This is a genomic window from Flavihumibacter stibioxidans (genome assembly GCF_014332695.1).
Classification (GTDB): Bacteria; Bacteroidota; Bacteroidia; order Chitinophagales; family Chitinophagaceae; genus Flavihumibacter; species Flavihumibacter stibioxidans.
In genome coordinates this window covers 181,665-197,020 of the sequence record NZ_MBUA01000023.1, presented here as the reverse complement: position 1 = coordinate 197,020, position 15,356 = coordinate 181,665, and the positions used below count along the sequence as shown (strand labels likewise).

Annotated in this window: 14 protein-coding genes, 1 tRNA gene and 1 pseudogene; 8 read left to right on the top strand and 8 right to left on the bottom strand. The window is 39.5% G+C overall.

Translation table 11 applies throughout. The features are described 5' to 3' along the window. Positions 1-116 precede the first annotated feature (116 nt). The 3 genes from BC349_RS12190 (at position 117) to BC349_RS12180 (ending at position 1,285) form a co-directional block, all read left to right on the top strand. Positions 117-188 (top strand) — tRNA-Arg (locus BC349_RS12190). 313 nt (positions 189-501) lie between these two features. Beyond that, a complete protein-coding gene (locus BC349_RS12185; RefSeq protein ID WP_187257043.1) occupies positions 502-759 on the top strand; it encodes a hypothetical protein in 258 nt (85 codons plus the stop codon). 10 nt (positions 760-769) lie between these two features. After that, entirely contained in the window at positions 770-1,285 is a 516-nt protein-coding gene (locus BC349_RS12180) for a DUF2335 domain-containing protein (protein ID WP_187257042.1), read from the top strand. A 469-nt stretch (positions 1,286-1,754) separates the two neighbouring features. Here the strand turns inward: BC349_RS12180 and BC349_RS12175 are convergent, their stop codons facing one another. From BC349_RS12175 to BC349_RS12160, 4 genes are all read right to left on the bottom strand, one after another. Continuing rightward, positions 1,755-3,485 carry a hypothetical protein gene (locus tag BC349_RS12175; protein WP_187257041.1) on the bottom strand — a complete coding sequence of 577 codons (1,731 nt, stop codon included), beginning with the start codon at positions 3,483-3,485 and terminating at the stop codon, positions 1,755-1,757. Next, the gene (locus tag BC349_RS12170; protein ID WP_187257040.1) at positions 3,466-5,421 is read right to left on the bottom strand and encodes a hypothetical protein; all 1,956 of its coding nucleotides are present in this window, start codon (positions 5,419-5,421) and stop codon (positions 3,466-3,468) included. The genes BC349_RS12175 and BC349_RS12170 overlap by 20 nt, the downstream gene beginning before the upstream one ends. A 63-nt stretch (positions 5,422-5,484) precedes the next feature. Continuing rightward, complete coding sequence (locus BC349_RS12165; RefSeq protein WP_187257039.1) at positions 5,485-5,991, bottom strand: hypothetical protein; 507 nt, start codon at positions 5,989-5,991, stop codon at positions 5,485-5,487. Continuing rightward, a complete protein-coding gene (locus tag BC349_RS12160; RefSeq protein ID WP_187257038.1) occupies positions 5,930-7,048 on the bottom strand; it encodes a hypothetical protein in 1,119 nt (372 codons plus the stop codon). The genes BC349_RS12165 and BC349_RS12160 overlap by 62 nt, the downstream gene beginning before the upstream one ends. Before the next feature lie 455 nt (positions 7,049-7,503). Between BC349_RS12160 and BC349_RS12155 the strand changes: the two genes are divergently transcribed. From BC349_RS12155 to BC349_RS12145, 3 genes are read left to right on the top strand one after another with little or no spacing between them, the layout of a single operon-like run. Then, on the top strand, positions 7,504-7,737 hold the full coding sequence (locus BC349_RS12155) for a helix-turn-helix transcriptional regulator (RefSeq protein ID WP_187257037.1): 234 nt from the start codon (positions 7,504-7,506) through the stop codon (positions 7,735-7,737). Beyond that, entirely contained in the window at positions 7,724-8,053 is a 330-nt protein-coding gene (locus tag BC349_RS12150) for a HipA N-terminal domain-containing protein (protein WP_187257036.1), read from the top strand. Before BC349_RS12155 ends, BC349_RS12150 begins: the two co-directional genes overlap by 14 nt. Next, the gene (locus BC349_RS12145) at positions 8,053-9,009 is read left to right on the top strand and encodes a HipA domain-containing protein (RefSeq protein WP_222840165.1); all 957 of its coding nucleotides are present in this window, start codon (positions 8,053-8,055) and stop codon (positions 9,007-9,009) included. Before BC349_RS12150 ends, BC349_RS12145 begins: the two co-directional genes overlap by 1 nt. A 226-nt stretch (positions 9,010-9,235) precedes the next feature. Here BC349_RS12145 and BC349_RS12140 read toward each other — a convergent pair whose 3' ends face one another. The 4 genes and pseudogenes from BC349_RS12140 to BC349_RS12125 form a co-directional block, all read right to left on the bottom strand. Next, positions 9,236-10,354 (bottom strand): serine hydrolase domain-containing protein, encoded by a 1,119-nt coding sequence (locus BC349_RS12140; RefSeq protein WP_187257035.1) that lies wholly within the window; start codon positions 10,352-10,354, stop codon positions 9,236-9,238. A 142-nt stretch (positions 10,355-10,496) separates the two neighbouring features. Beyond that, positions 10,497-11,083, bottom strand: a pseudogene (locus BC349_RS20010) (aspartate/glutamate racemase family protein). 143 nt (positions 11,084-11,226) lie between these two features. Next, positions 11,227-11,676 carry a DinB family protein gene (locus BC349_RS12130; RefSeq protein ID WP_187257034.1) on the bottom strand — a complete coding sequence of 150 codons (450 nt, stop codon included), beginning with the start codon at positions 11,674-11,676 and terminating at the stop codon, positions 11,227-11,229. Between the two features lie 5 nt (positions 11,677-11,681). Then, the gene (locus BC349_RS12125) at positions 11,682-12,479 is read right to left on the bottom strand and encodes a PhzF family phenazine biosynthesis protein (protein ID WP_187257033.1); all 798 of its coding nucleotides are present in this window, start codon (positions 12,477-12,479) and stop codon (positions 11,682-11,684) included. A gap of 494 nt (positions 12,480-12,973) precedes the next feature. Between BC349_RS12125 and BC349_RS12120 the strand changes: the two genes are divergently transcribed. Together BC349_RS12120 and istB are read left to right on the top strand one after the other, a co-directional pair. After that, complete coding sequence (locus tag BC349_RS12120) at positions 12,974-14,458, top strand: transposase (protein ID WP_187257032.1); 1,485 nt, start codon at positions 12,974-12,976, stop codon at positions 14,456-14,458. A gap of 124 nt (positions 14,459-14,582) precedes the next feature. Beyond that, positions 14,583-15,344, top strand: a complete 762-nt coding sequence (istB, locus tag BC349_RS12115) for an IS21-like element helper ATPase IstB (RefSeq protein WP_187257031.1) — start codon at positions 14,583-14,585, stop codon at positions 15,342-15,344. The last annotated feature ends 12 nt before the right edge of the window (positions 15,345-15,356 follow it).

Genomic DNA, 15,356 nt, shown 5'->3' with positions numbered 1-15,356 from the left:
AAAATGCAGATATGGCCAGCGGAACAGGCGAATTAATATAGCATGCTGAAAATAGCCCGGATTTCCTATATTTGCGGCCGTGAAATCCTGTACATACACAGTTCAGGCTCTTTTATGGTCCCGTAGTTCAATGGATAGAATAGAAGTTTCCTAAACTTTAGATACAGGTTCGATTCCTGTCGGGACTACAGAAGTTTTAATAACCGCATTGAAAATCAAACGATTGTGATGCGGTTTTTTAATGGTGGTACACTGTGTGGTACGATTGATTGGCCATTTTAGTTTACACAATAGGGTAATTGATTTCGTTTGACCATTGCAGTTTTTAATCCTTTTAACTTAATTTGCAAAACAAGGGCACCGATTTTGCGTTATTTCACTGTATTTTACCATAGGTTGATAAAGTGTGAAAAAAAAAGATAATCTTCACCACTGAAAACTTAAGCTACAGTCCTTACGTCTATACCGTGGAAAAGCTATTGTAACTCTAAATCTCCAAAAATGAAAAAGAAAGTATTTCGCAGTGACTTTCTATTCCCTAAAACCGATTTTATTACGGGTATGGGTTCGATAATTAACCTTGTAGGATGCTATTATACCTTTAATAAAACTTCAAATCCAGATCGTAATGCATTGATTAACGATTGGGGAGTAGTAGGCCAAGATTTGCATTCAGCACTGATTGAGTTTATTGATGAGGAAGATTGTGCAAAAGAAATCGACTGTATAAAAAACGATAAAATAGAACATTCATATTAGAGATAATATAATGAGTAGCTCAAAACCGCACAATCCCAAAACACAAAAAACTGAAGAAGAGCCGAATGGTAATGGGGAGTTAATGAATATAGAAAGGGAAATTGAGAAGGTAAAGCCTAATATTTTCAAAGGCATTCCCCAAACACAGAAGAGGCAAATCCTATCATTAATAGTTCAATCAAAATCCCATCGTGGTCCTATTCCTTCGCCGGAAGATATGGAAGAATACGGTCGTGTTATTCCTGATGGGGCTAATCGAATTATGGCGATGGCTGAAAAACAGCAAGAGCACAGGATTGAATTAGAAAAATTTGCTGTTAAAGAAGAATTGTCACAGAGTAGCCGTGGTCAAATATTTGCCCTGATTATGGGCCTTTCATGTTTGTTGGTAGGTGGATTTTTAGTTTATACACAGCATGATACTGCTGGTAGTATTCTATTTGGTACTTCACTTACAACTCTTGTAATTGCATTCATTGTTGGTAAAGTAAGGCAACGCAATGACCTGAAGGATAAGCAGCAATAAGTACCTTTTCATTTAAATTTATAGGGTTAGATATTTGAAAACGTAAAGTGTTAACCATAATTTTCGTTAACACTATCGTTATTGCGGGCCTTTAATCAGCCGCAAGGGGAGGGGGTCACCTGAGAAGTGGTATACTTTGCGCCGTATTGACAGGTCCAAGGCCCGGCTAAAACTGGTATACTTTTGACTGAAATAGGTGGTATACTTTAGTGTGAAATATCCATCTGCACTCCTGTTGCCGAAATCTCTGTAGTTGTAGTTACCTATTACAGGTTGCCGGCTTCGAAAGGGATCAAGGTAGGTGCACCGTCCCTTGGACTGCTAATTCTGGCGTATTCAACCGGAAATGGCGTTACTGTGCTAATTTTTTTTATGATTAAGTCGGAGATCATTTGACCTGGATCTTCAATCAATGAACCGTATGCTAATATTCCAATGGTGTCCATCTGTCCAGTAAATATGTTGAATCTTATTTCGTTGTTAGTTCGGTATCGGCAGGAGCCTCAATTGAAACTGTACAGACATTTTCAATTAGTTGTCTCCAATAGTGCGGAAAGACATAGGTTCTATAGTGCCGGCTGGCTATAAGACCAATGCTCCACAATCTATGCTTTAAAAAAAGAAAGTCGTGTTCTTCGCAGTTAAATACATGATCTGTCAATGTCAGTATTTTAAATTCTTCAAAATCTTCCGGGAAAACGATATTTGAAAGGCAATAACCACTTTTTGGAAGGGCGCAACTGGTATATAGCAATGATTCTGTAGTACGGTCCGGGTACCAAAGTGTTAGGTCGCAATCCGTAAATACCTTTTCTTTTAATATTAAATACGCCTTGTAAACACCAGAATCGTTGATGACGGCTGACCATTCCGTTAGTGTCGTTATAAGCGATGAAGATCCATACTGAAATTGATCTCTCTTTTTATAGTTAACATCCAGATCAAATATTTCGTCTATGTTGTTATAATAATGAGGAGCAATATTGAGAAATATTTTCCCGTGTGCAATTTGGTTATTGTACTCAATCAGTAATGTCCTTATATCGTTTCTTTTTCCAGTAAGAAACAAAAGTAGAAGAGCAAGATTTATCTCGATAACCTGATTGTCAGCTCTCGGGTTGAATATAACCCTGTTATTGTTAAAAAGATTAATTACTCCGTTTGCGCATTGATATGCATAGTCTTTCAGGATATTTACCAACTCGTCGTTTTGGTTCGAATAGAGATCAGCCATTTGTAGAAACTCCAATCCCGACAGGGCAATTAGGCCCAAGTGTTCATACGTTACTAGGGTATAATTGACAGAGTCACCACAATTCTTGCTGAATCCGTCTTTGATTTCACAGACAGGGAGCACCTTTGAAAGGTAAAGTAAGGTCACATTTTTACGAACTATGAGTACCTGAATGAATTGCCCGAAATAGTCCTGGTCAATCAATTCTTCATTTTCATTAATAAATTTCCAGACCCGTAAAATGGTAATCTCACAGGCCTTGAGTGCAAGTCGTGTGTCATTTTCCCTTTCGCAGTAAGAAACAACAATCGTCAATAATAAATTGATCTTACGAAGCGATTTTAGGTTATTCTTTTTCTCAGTTTCTTTTGGAGCGAGGTCGCCAATAATATCATCTAGAAGAACTTTATAGTCGGATAAATCGTAGTCAGGGTTAAAAAGGTAAACGATGATTTTTCTAAACAAAATCTTTCTTTGATCTGAAAGAACATTTTCATTCATCATTTTTTCATACACCATATGGACAATCGTTTCCAGTTGCCATATGCTAAATTGGATTGCCGGAAACTGTTCAGTAAATGAAACCCAGTTTTGCTGAACTGCAGGATCATTAATCCCATTGTGGGCAACGATGATTTTGATGGGTAAATCGCGATGCTCGGGTGCCAGATTGTTTCTGACAAAAACGGTCACGATTTCTCTCAATGAAGGCTCCAGTGCTTGAATTGATCCTTGCCAGTTTTTTCGATCAAAATTTCCTTGCTTCACCGTAACAAGAAATACTTTTCTTTTGCTGTCCTCCGGATCTTTGCCGACGGCATAAATATCCACGCCATACTGACGCTGGCCTTTATGAGGACCGTAAACGATCTCAAAATCATATTCACGAAGCAGGTCCTGAACAAGACTGTCCAATTCTCTATCTTCCTTAAGAGACGCTATATAATCAGTCAATATTAATTTCATCTATTTCAAGTTTCTGGTAAGTTCTTCGGATATATTCCTGATTTATTGGATTTAATTTTTCACCGGAAGGGTATTCTGATGTAACTGATATATACCCCAATGGTGATGGTTGATGCTTTAATTCCTTGGTCCTTCTGATGGCCCAATTATTTGCGTTTACCCGAGTGGATTTAAACAACGAGGAAATACTATTTTCTTCAGAATTATTTGGAAGATCGGCAAAAATCTTTCGGTAATAAAAGTTTCGCAGTTGTACATTTTCCCGGTATGGCAACAATTCTTTGTCTAGTGAAATGCTATTCAGCTTCGCAAAGTAATCTTCAAAATGATCATTTGTTTTTTGAAAGATTTCTTTAGCGAATGGAAGTAGTGTCGCATTGCTAAGATCATTGTTGATTAATTTAAGTGTCCCACGATAATTATATACGAGGTATTCCTGCAAAATAAAAGTCAGCCCTTCCTTCAACGTCCCATTGTCTTCTTTAACTGACTTAATTAGCGATAAAATCATCATCTGGAGAGCTTTCATCGAATAGACGTATCCGATAATCTTGTATGCAACGAAAAGCTTTTCCTTAGGATTCAGACTGTCATAAATATGGTTAGAGATCTCAAACATGCTACTGCCAAAAAAAGAAAGAGATGAAATGTGAAGCAATGCAGCATGAACACGGTTGTTGCCTTTAAGCAGCCACCTTACGAAGCAGAATTGAAATTGTTCCGGATTTTCCCTCGTCATTTCCTGCAATGCCGTTTTCAACAGGTTATGTGCACCGATCGCCTCCAATCGTAAGGTGAATAACTCGTAAGCAAGTAGAAGGTCTGATTCTGTGATTCGGATCAATAAATTGTTAAGAGATTGTATCAGGCTAGGGTCATCCTTAGTGATGGTGGAACGAGCCGCTTTGAAAAACCATTCGCGGTTGCTGTCATCCGACGCCTGTTGGAGAAATTCAATAATGGCTAATAGCTCGTCTTTTTCCTGTGTTGTTTCAATTATCGTATCAATCCTGTTGTAAACCTCCTGTGTATAATAATTGTAATAGCAACAGAGCCTGATAAAATCCTTTAGATATAAGTCACCAGTTGCTACTCTATCTTCAATCAGCTTAAAAAAAGCTTCTCCGCTGCTATCGTTTTCCTGTTCAATTGATCCAAGGCCATATAAAATTGAATAGGCGTTAGAGTTATTTAAAAAGGGCAAAAAAATGTCCGTATAATATTTTAGACTTTTCCCCTGTATTTCTTTTAACCCTTTCAAAATTCCCGAAAGAAAACGGTGTGCTTGGGGATGATTGGCTACCGCCACCAAATTAGCTTCTATATCATTTCCTTTGTCGGCCTTAAACAGTACCCATTGATATACATATTTGCCCACGCTGCCAAGCGCCAAATCATTTTCTTGTCCTTTTGCAATCAATGTGATCCAGGAGAGAAAATCATTGAAAGAAGCATTTGAAAAAGGTAAAACTGAAGAAAGCAAATGGATGTCGCTCCAATCCGTACCATCGAATCCTACGGTAAAACCTGACCAAGGAATCGTGGCTTTTTTCAGAACATAGGCCAGAGCGCAAAACTCAAATTTATCCTGGTAGTTTTTTAATAAAGAATAAAAACTGTCGGCTTCTGCAACAGCCAATACCTCTTTGTAATTTTCGCATTTCTCAATGCTGTTAGCGAGTATAAAATGGCATCTCAATAAAAACAGCAAGTCAAGGGAGATGGCGGAATTCTTTATTGTATCTGGATCGTAAAACTCATTTGCCAGTAAACTGTCGCTCAAAGCCCTGGCAAGGATCGTCTTGGATTTCTGGTCCACTGCTAAGCAGTCATCAGTGAACTGAAGAGTCCTGATTATCTCAGGATTAGCTTTTGGCATCTCGCTTACTTTCAAAAGGAGTCCAAAAAACTTATGGTACTCAATATCTCTGAGCATATTTTTCTATCTCTTGTTTTGCGATAAAAGTATTTATGCTATTCGAAATGCTTTGTTCAAACATTATTTCTTTTGACTTGGATAATTCGCATTGAAAACGAAATGGCAGACTGTTTTTTCTTTGATAGAAAACTGGTGTTTCGATTCATAATACCTTAAGTCCGTGTTTTCAAAGCGGTGCTCTTTCCATGAACCAGGTACGTAGTTCATTGCTGGATCGGTAACTAGTTGTTCATAGTCAGATACAATCTCCTTTTTTTCCAAATGATTGATCATAAAAACATATCCTTCTTTTTCAAAGTCCGTGAGGTAGCTGCAAATTTGTTCGGGCGATGACTTTTTATCCTGGTTCCACCAACCTTTAAACTCAATTATTTTATCACCAAATAAGCGGTGAGAAATCTTCAGGTCAATTCGTCCATTGCCTTTTGCTTCTTCGGCCGTTACTACTGCGTCAGGATACCTGGCTGTAAAGAAGTTTTTAAACCAATAGCGAAATGCTGTTTCCTTATCGGGTTTGTTCTCCCTTATATTGACGATGCATGGTTCGTTGGTGTCGTTTTTCTGCAAGGCCCAAAAAACCGTTGATTAAATCGCGGGTAAAATCAATTTTGTTCTTGTCTTTGAAAGCGGAATTAATCTCTTTTACAAATTGTTTTTCTCCATTCAGCCATTTCTTGAGCACTTTGATATAGTCCTTCCTGTCTTCCCAACCGGACTTGTCCAGTTCTTCCAGTTCTATTTTTCGTTTAGCGAGTACAAGTTCTAACTGAACACCAGCAGTGTCATTTAACTGGTTGTCGTGGTAAATCTTCCTTGTGTTAATTTCTTTGATAATGGTAAGCGTGGCAGACTGAAGAAAACCTATTAGTTGTTTTTTTATTTTTAATTTAAACCCTGTGAGGCCAGTATAGATATTCGTTTCACCTTTTCCTGTATGAATCGGCATCTGTCTTTCAAAGTAGGGTTTCAGATGGCTAAGAAAGCTTAGTTCAAAGGGAAAATGCCGAAGCCATTCCTTATACTTACCAATCAAAAGATTGATGTCAGTCTGCTCGTAATCGGTTCCCGGTTCCTCTTCTTTTCTGAGGAAGTTTAGCAGTTTTTCTTTTTTTTTGACTGGCAGTTCTTTTTCATTTTCTATGTCTTTCTCCAGAGTATTTACATAAAAGTTTAAACCAATTGGGGCTCCGAACCCATCAGGGAACTGGCCATAACTTTTTCTGGTGTATTCGATATAGTCGGTAATATTTTTATACCAATCATCGCTTTCAATATGTTTGGCAATACAATGCCAGGTATAAGCTATAGTCGTAACAAGCTTTAGAGGCATATATGCATAGGCTTCCTTTTTGAACCAAGCAGCTGCGTTAAGCTTTCGGTGGTTATCACAGCAGTTAGGAAAGGCCTCAAATCTTTCTTTACCAAATTGCAGAAGTTGCCTGTGTTTACCACAACAATTCGGAAAGTTTTTAGGTTCTTCATAGCCTTCTATAGGTTTTGTAATATACTGCTTTAGTTCAAAATCAAGACTGCTGATTTGAGCTATTTCGGTTTTCCCGCATTGCATGTCACTCATAGCCTTTATGAAGTTCTCAGCATTTATGACGTTGAGTGTTCCCAGCATAACAATTTGTATTTATCGATCTCGAAATTACTAAAAAAATTAGGGTGGCTGGCAACTTGGTTATCCACTAAAAAGCAGCAAAATTGTGAGTTTTTGATTGCCAATAAATGAAATTCAAGGCCACTTTTGCCGTCTTGTTCCCAAATGACTTAGTGCAGCTTCGGCCCCTTCAAAAATGTACCAAAAATGAAGGACGGATTATCAAATTCTTATCTTTTGGTTACTTGTTAGTACTTGGCTATCTCGTTTTGAAGATTGTTCCACCAAATAACGAAAAGGAGCTGTTGCCCCGCATTATTTCTTTCGTGTGATATATTGAACTTTTAATTAGAATCCCAAGGATTATCCATTTATTTATACCCTTTTGGGTGCATTATTCAATAATTTTGATAAATTATACCTTATAGGGTGTAATTTAAATAAATATACTAAATTTATACCTCAAAGGGTATAAAATGAACCTTACTAAAAGATTGCCGGAATTTTTAAAAGAAAAACGAAAGCAGGCGCAACTAACACAGCCTGAACTTGCAGTGAAAGCCGGGGTAGGCCTTCGTTTTATTAGAGAACTGGAGCAAGGAAAAGCATCATTACGAATGGATAAAGTAAATCAGGTGCTTAAATTATTTGGGCACGAGTTAGGCCCGGTGCCCATAAACCGTCAAAAATTGATTGATGAGGAAAGCTAATGTTTATATGCAGGATAAACTGGCAGGATACCTATCTGAAATCGAAGATGGGTACCACTTTATTTATGACCGGGATTATTTACAAATGCCAAGCGCCGAAGCGGTAAGTCTAACGCTTCCACTGTCAGATAAAGGATATGTTAGTTCAGTAATGTTTCCCTTCTTTGATGGACTGATACCGGAGGGTTGGCTCCTCGAAGTAGCAGCACAAAACTGGAAACTGAATCAGCGCGACAGAATGGGATTGCTACTGGTCTGTTGCCGCGATTGCATTGGAGCGGTGAGTATAGTTGAAACACAAAATATAGAAGGATAATGCGCTGTTTATATTGCTATAAAACACTGGAGCCCGGTCAGATTGACTTCCATCCTGCCTGTAGCCGTAAGATGTTTGGGAAACCACAGCCTCCTGTGTTGCCCTACACAGAAGAACAAATGCTTGAATTGGGCGAGAAAGTGATCAAAAGTCAAATAGCGGTTACCGGAGTACAGCCCAAACTTTCGCTCGATATTGAAAAACCATCTAAAGCTGATACAGAAACCAAAACGCCTGGGAGGTTTACCATCGTTGGTCTGTGGGGTGGCTATATATTAAAACCTGCTACAAAACAATACCCGCACTTGCCGGAAGTTGAAGACCTAACGATGCACTTAGCAGAGCTATCAGGTATTGCAACAGTTCCTCATTCTCTTATAAGATTGCAAAATGGGAGCCTTGCCTACATTACGAAACGAATTGACAGGGCGAAGAAAACAAAGTTGCACATGGAAGATATGTGCCAGTTAACAGAGCGGTTGACAGAAGACAAATACAAAGGGTCGTATGAACAAATAGCAAATGCTATTCTAAAGTATTCTGAAAATCCCGGATTAGATCTGCTCAACTTCTTCGAACAGGTTATCTTTTCTTTTTTGACCGGAAATGCGGATATGCATTTGAAGATTTTTTCTTTGATCAAAGGCCCGCAAACCGGCTATGTCCTGGCACCCGCGTATGATATGGTAGCTTCTACGCTAATTGTAAAAGGCGATACCGAGGAACTGGCATTGAATCTTAATGGCAAAAAAAGAAAATTAGGGCGGAAAGATTTTGATGCAGTCTTATCCTCATTTAAAATCCTCGACGAGAAGGCAATAGAAAATATGTATCAAAAATTTTCTAACAGCATTGAGAAATGGATACAGTTTATAGCGATAAGTTTTCTTCCGGAGGAATTGAAAGATCAATACAGCATTTTGATAAAAGAAAATGCTGCGAAGCTGAATTTATAATTGGTTTCCGATGCAGATAACGATTAGAGCAACCAATTCTGCATCGACCAGGGTGTCCGTTAAATGTACGATACATCCTTACCTGCCAGCGTGGGCAGCAAATGACAGAAAGTGATTGATGAACAAACCATAGCAGATGCCAACCTGGAACGGATCATACATGATGCGCATCGGTTGGAACGCAAAGCAGAATGGCTGCGAAATAAGTCCTTACTTAACCGCTGTATCACCGGGAAAAACCCAATAAATCATTGGCTATTGCAAAAACCGATTTTGAGAGCGCGCCGTATGTTTCCGGTCCACTAATATTTACAATGATACAAATGCCGATGTTCTTTTCGGGAAAGACAGAGAACAAAACCTGGTTGCCAAAAGCTCCACCATGTTTGTAACAATATTTTCCATTTTCTGTCAAATAAATATTGTCCCAGAAATAACCAAACCAATTTGTTTTCCTGTTATTTACATTTCGTTGTGTTTCCTGAACAATTTTATTTTCCCGTTCCAGCTCAAACTTCAATAATTTCATTAAGTCGCCCAATGTTGAATTTGTTCTGCCGCCCGATGCCCCCCACAAGTTGCTGACAAAATGGGGCATCAAAATATGATTGTTGTTATAGCCGTTTGCCAGATGTTCATTCTTATTTAATACAAACCTTGTATGGTTCATATTCAATTTTGCCCAAAGATTTTCCTTCAGTATAGTTTCAAATGGCTTATTGTAAATATTTTCCAATATATGGCCTGTTAACTCAACACTTGGATTACAATAAAGATATTTTTGTCCGGGAAGAGTATCCAGTTTTATGTTTTTTAGATCTTCCAAAAATTGTGATTTTGAATAGCTCTTATTCAATTGTACCAGTTTGATGGGAGTGCTGTCGGTGAATGTTTTCATAATTTCCCGGTCATCAGGCAAAACGCTTGGTATGGCCGATTCATAAGAAATTAAATCCCTGAATGTTACCGGCCTTCCATCATATTCTAAATTTTGATATCCTCCTTTCAGATACTTCCTGATATCATCAGTGAGATTTACTTTCCCTTCCAGAACAGCGTTTGCCAGCAAATAGCCTGTCATAATTTTTGTTACCGATGCTATTTCAAAGTATGTGTTGTCATTCGCTTTATTGCCTTTCCCCTTGTCAATCTCGCCATAATGTTTGGTGTATATTTTCCCGTCTTTGACGATACCAATCGACACGGAGAATGCGTTCGAGTATTTAAATAATGTATCTGCATTCCTGTCCATTTTTAAGTAAATATCTTTTTCGAGGCCTGTTGTTTGTTGCGCTAAAGCTGTGGTCCCTAAAAATGAAAAAATTAGAAGTATTACCTTGTTCATGTTGTTCTTTACTGGTTTGAAGAAGTGTTTGAATTTGTTTCTTAAATCGGACGCTCAGGTTCTATCATAGTCGTTTACTTTATCACGAGTCTCTACCGAAAATGCATAATATTTTTGCATGTAGACTACCGCTATGGAAACATCAGGACATGATGAAAGATACTATTGCCTCCGAATGAATCTTGACGGTATCAAAAACAGGAAACGAAAAATCTTGCTGGCTGATCAAAATCTGAATTTCAGTACATCCAAGTACTATTCCTTCGGCGCTTCTATTGTAAAGGCCATTGGCAATTTCAATTATTTTCTTTTTTGAAGCCGCGTTGATTTCTCCCTTTCCTAACTCATCTTTAACAACGGACTGAATATAGTCAATGTCTTCTTGCGATTCAGGAATAATAACGTTCAGACCCAATGTCTCTAATTCATTTCTGTAAAATGGCAACGGCATGGTAAACTTTGTAAACGGTTTGCATAAAGGTGTGCTGTGTTGGCGGCTAGAACAATTGATTCAACATCACATTTTTTTAAGTAATTGCAGGCGTTGAGCAGAAGATCATAAGCATCTTCCCATGTTTTTTCCTGCACATCCGCAAAATTCAGGGAATAAACAATTATTTCTGCTGAATTCAGTCCTCCCAGCTTTTCATTCACTCCCTGATTTATGAGTTTATAATAGTCAAGCGTTGAAACCCAACTGATTCCTCCTACAATTCCAGCTTTTTTCATTTTGTGCGATGGTGACATTGGGTATTAGTATAACTGATGAAATGAAAATCTGTTGCAGCGATTAAAACAAAATAATATCTGTGGCAACTCCGTGGGTTCCGAAACCAGGACGAACGGAGTGATGTTTTATCAGAGTATTATTTTTATTTTGAGTCAATTAAACGACGGTGATAATTTATCTGACCCAGGTGATATGTTAAATGAGTGGCCAAATGGACGAGCAAATACTCTTTGGTTGTTTTCTCTTCAAATACCAAAACAGGGTATTCATCTTTCAGTGAAGAGTCATCTACCCCGTCAAGAGATTGTATTACTACCGCAATTGTATTATTCACCAGTTTGATCAATTCCAGACGTGGTACGTTTTTTAATGAAAATTCCTGTTCCCTGTTCCGGACATAATCTGTTTTACCTATTTCCCTGCCAATATAGGTATTTAAGTTGCCAACCAGATGGAGGCATAAATTGCCGGCAGAGTTGGCAATGCCATTTTCAACTTTCCAGATGTTTCTTTCTTCACGGTACGATTCTATTTCGTTTTTTAACCTGTTTAAATCTCTTACAAATAGCGATTTCAGTGTTTCAGGTAGCATGCTGTTTAATTTTTAAATTCTCCTTCAAAGACAGTGACCGCTTCTCCATAAATCAATACTTTGTCCTGAAGATATTCGGTCGTCATGATGCCCGTCCTTAATGAGGATTGAAATGCGTTTAATCTATTCCTGCCAAGTCTTGTAGCCCAATATTTTGTCAGGAAAGTTTGTACCGCGCCGGTTACAGGGTCTTCGTTTGTTCCCGCCCAGGGCCAGAAATACCGATAGTGAAAATCGAAATCAGGATCATTTGATTGGGAAGTCACCAATACACCATTGATGCCTTCATATGACTGAACCAACTCAACAAAATTTGGCTGTAACCCTGCTAATTTCTCTGAATCAGCTATCTCAATCAGAATGATTCTGTTTTTGGGACTGAATCTTGTATGTAAGGTCTGTTCAATACCAAGGGCATCCAGAACTTTTTGCGGCACTGCTATTTCTTCTGTTTCATAGACGGGAAACTGCATAACAATTTTTTCGCCGGCTTTTTGAATTTTTAATTCAACATTCTCGATGTTCCGAAAGTTGATCGTTTGGAGTGTTGTTAAATCAAATATTATTTTAGATGAAGCAAGCGTAGCATGCCCGCATAAAGGAATCTCCTTTTTTGGAGTGAAAAATCGGATTTCATAAGAATTATCAACAACCTTTCTAATAAAGGCGGTTTCTGAAAAACCTATTTCTGTTGCGATGCTTTGCATTGTCTCATTGTCAAGACTGGTATCTGTTATGCAAACTGCAGCAGGATTGCCTTTGAATTTTTGGTTGGTGAAAGAGTCAACAAAATATGTTTTCATTTTTTTAATTTAAGAACTCAGTTTATTTCCTTGCGAATCCGGAACAAAGCTACCAATGTAGTTTTTCCGGGGAATTATCTTTAGTTAAATATTGTAGACATGATAATTTGGATTAAGATATTTCTTTATAACCCGTTTCCTCATTCTGCTTAGTGAAACCGGGGTGATTCCCAAATTAAGAACCTAAATAAAGCCTCCTGGCCTTAACTATTGGAAACAGCAATGTGATTAGAATTTCATTTTACGTTGCTGTGTTTATTTGCTTAAAGAATTTTATTCGATCTTCAAAAGTTGGATTATTTTGTAATCGGAAAATAACAATACAACGATTTCGGAAAATAACAATACACTGGTTATTTGCCTCCTAATGTTTGATTTCGGAAAATAAGGATACACAGTTTCGGAAAATAGCAGTACACTGTTTCGGAAAATAAGGATGCATGATCCATTGATTAATGTCCAGTTTTGCCGGGCCATAAAACCGGCAGAACAGTATGGATAAAAAGACAATGGGGAACTGGATCATGTATTATGAGATTCAACGATTATTAAGGGAGGGATTAAGTAAAGCCGCGATCAGCAAGACACTTGGGTTAAATCCCAGAACTGTTAGCAGGTATGCGTTGTTGTCAGAAGCGGCATATGAAGCATTTTTAATTGGTAAAGAAACCCGGAGCAGGTTACTGGGTCCTTATGAGGATTTTGTAAAAATCAAACTGCAAGCCCATCCATCGGTGTCGGCGGCGCAAATGCACGATTGGTTAAAAGAGCATTACCCTGACTTTCCGCACACTCCTCCCAAGACAGTATACAATTTTGTCATGTTCCTACGTCAGAAATACAATATTCCCCTGGAAGCAACCACGCGGGAATACTTTGTGGTGGCAGAACTGCCCTATGGACAGCAGGCCCAGGCAGACTTTGGACACTACACGCTCAGGAGTGCGGAGAACAAGCGTAAGACGGTTCATTTTTTTGTCATGATGCTGTCCCGCTCCCGTATGAAGTTCCTGCGGTTCTCGGACATACCCTTTACCATCCGCACGGCTATTGCAGCACACGAGGAAGCAATGGGAGAACTATTGCTTACCCATGCCTTCCGGGAATATGTAGTACAACAGGGTTTTGAGTTGCACTTTTGTCGGAAGGCGGATCCTGAGAGCAAAGGAAAGGTGGAAAATGTGGTGAAGTATGTCAAAAACAACTTTTTACAATCGCGGCTTTATTATGACCTGGAAACTCTTCAGGGGCAGGCCATTGGGTGGCTTCAACGCACGGGTAACGGCATGCCCCATTCCACGACCAAAAAGATCCCTGCACAGGAATGGTTGACCGAACAACCGCATTTACAACCATGGGCACCTCTCAGCCTTATGCCCGCCTATATTTTACGGACCGTCAGAAAAGACAATACGTTTTCTTTTCAGGGTAATTTTTATTCGGTTCCCCAGGGAACTTTCAAGAGCAAGGAAACCATGGTCATGCTCTGGGTAAAAGAGGAGGAATTGCATGTGCATGACCAGGTCGGCGAATTTATCTGCAAGCACATTCTGGCCCAGACCAATGGCCACACGATCATCAATACCGACCACAAAAGGAATAAGTCACTCCAGGTAAAGCAACTGCTGGAGCAAACTGCTAACCAGTTCACCAATCCGGCCCTTGCCCTGCAGTACTTTGAAATGATCCGAAAGGAAAGGGCCCGCTACCTGCGTGACCAGGTACAGGCGATCCAAAAAGCCATTGAAGGCAAAAACAGGCAACTGGTCGCAGATGTGCTGGAAAAGTGTGTAAACGAACAATACATCGGAGCGGTTGTGTTCCGCGAACTGCTTGCATTACGGGAGGCAGAGAATAACTATCCGGTGGCTTCTGTTGGTAAAGTCATTCTGCTGGATCCCAACAGCTCCAGAAAGGCCGATATCACACCGGACAGAAGTGACCTGAATGAATATGAAAAAGCCTTTGGCAACAGTTAAGCGGCGCCAGGTACAGAGATGATCCAGTCACGTTGCCCAATACGCAGAATGCCTGCCAATCATCTCTGTACCGGGTGCAAGCCCGCGGCAGCGAACGACAAACCCCATCAAATAAGAACAAACAATGAAAACAAAAGACAAGCACAGGATCAGCAACCATTGCAAACAGTTACGGCTAAGCGCTATAGCGGATCAGGTAGAACAACTGGCCGATACTGCTTCGGCAGAAGGAATATCCTACCTTGAATTTGCCTCCAGGCTCCTGGAAACAGAGATCACCCGGCGCAACCTCAATGAAATGGCCAGAAAAGAAAAGGCAGCCAGGTTGCCAGCCATGCATGAACTAAGGGCTTATGACTGTACTCAAACAGAAGGCATGCCGCCGGCAAAGCTCCAGCAACTCAAGGAACTGACCTGGTTGGAACAAAATTTTAACCTGGTGATCATGGGGCCCAACGGCGTAGGCAAATCCTTCCTTGCGGCCGGTCTTTGCCATTATGCCCTGCAAAGCGGTTATCGGGCTTATTTTAGAACCATGGAGCAGATCATGACCACGCTGAAGACAAGGGATATCTCCCGGCAAGCCATGGCCGATTACAAAAAGCTCAGCAAAGCACACCTGATTGTCATTGATGATATCATGATGATTGCTATCGCCCGACAGGAAGCCAACGCTTTTTTTCACTTCGTAAACGCCCTGCATGAAAAAACCTCCTTTATCATCACTACCAATAAATCGCCTAAGGAATGGGCGGAGACCATTGGTGACGAAGTGATCACCACGGCACTACTGGATCGGCTATTGTACCGCTGTGAAATCATCAAATTGAGTGGAGAAAGCTATCGAATGAAAAACCGAAAAACAATCTTTGGTAAAACAGCCTAATCAGCTTTATTT

What these genes read in the sequence shown, in the direction of transcription:
- BC349_RS12150 (WP_187257036.1), top strand. Translation starts at nt 7,724, where the DNA reads ATGAGGAAAGCTAATGTTTATATGCAGGATAAACTGGCAGGATACCTA.
- BC349_RS12185 (WP_187257043.1), top strand. Translation starts at nt 502, where the DNA reads ATGAAAAAGAAAGTATTTCGCAGTGACTTTCTATTCCCTAAAACCGAT.
- BC349_RS12120 (WP_187257032.1), top strand. Translation starts at nt 12,974, where the DNA reads ATGGATAAAAAGACAATGGGGAACTGGATCATGTATTATGAGATTCAA.
- BC349_RS12145 (WP_222840165.1), top strand. Translation starts at nt 8,053, where the DNA reads ATGCGCTGTTTATATTGCTATAAAACACTGGAGCCCGGTCAGATTGAC.
- istB (WP_187257031.1), top strand. Translation starts at nt 14,583, where the DNA reads ATGAAAACAAAAGACAAGCACAGGATCAGCAACCATTGCAAACAGTTA.
- BC349_RS12155 (WP_187257037.1), top strand. Translation starts at nt 7,504, where the DNA reads ATGAACCTTACTAAAAGATTGCCGGAATTTTTAAAAGAAAAACGAAAG.
- BC349_RS12130 (WP_187257034.1), bottom strand. Translation starts at nt 11,676, where the DNA reads ATGCTACCTGAAACACTGAAATCGCTATTTGTAAGAGATTTAAACAGG.
- BC349_RS12170 (WP_187257040.1), bottom strand. Translation starts at nt 5,421, where the DNA reads ATGCTCAGAGATATTGAGTACCATAAGTTTTTTGGACTCCTTTTGAAA.
- BC349_RS12160 (WP_187257038.1), bottom strand. Translation starts at nt 7,048, where the DNA reads ATGCTGGGAACACTCAACGTCATAAATGCTGAGAACTTCATAAAGGCT.
- BC349_RS12140 (WP_187257035.1), bottom strand. Translation starts at nt 10,354, where the DNA reads ATGAACAAGGTAATACTTCTAATTTTTTCATTTTTAGGGACCACAGCT.
- BC349_RS12175 (WP_187257041.1), bottom strand. Translation starts at nt 3,485, where the DNA reads ATGAAATTAATATTGACTGATTATATAGCGTCTCTTAAGGAAGATAGA.
- BC349_RS12180 (WP_187257042.1), top strand. Translation starts at nt 770, where the DNA reads ATGAGTAGCTCAAAACCGCACAATCCCAAAACACAAAAAACTGAAGAA.
- BC349_RS12125 (WP_187257033.1), bottom strand. Translation starts at nt 12,479, where the DNA reads ATGAAAACATATTTTGTTGACTCTTTCACCAACCAAAAATTCAAAGGC.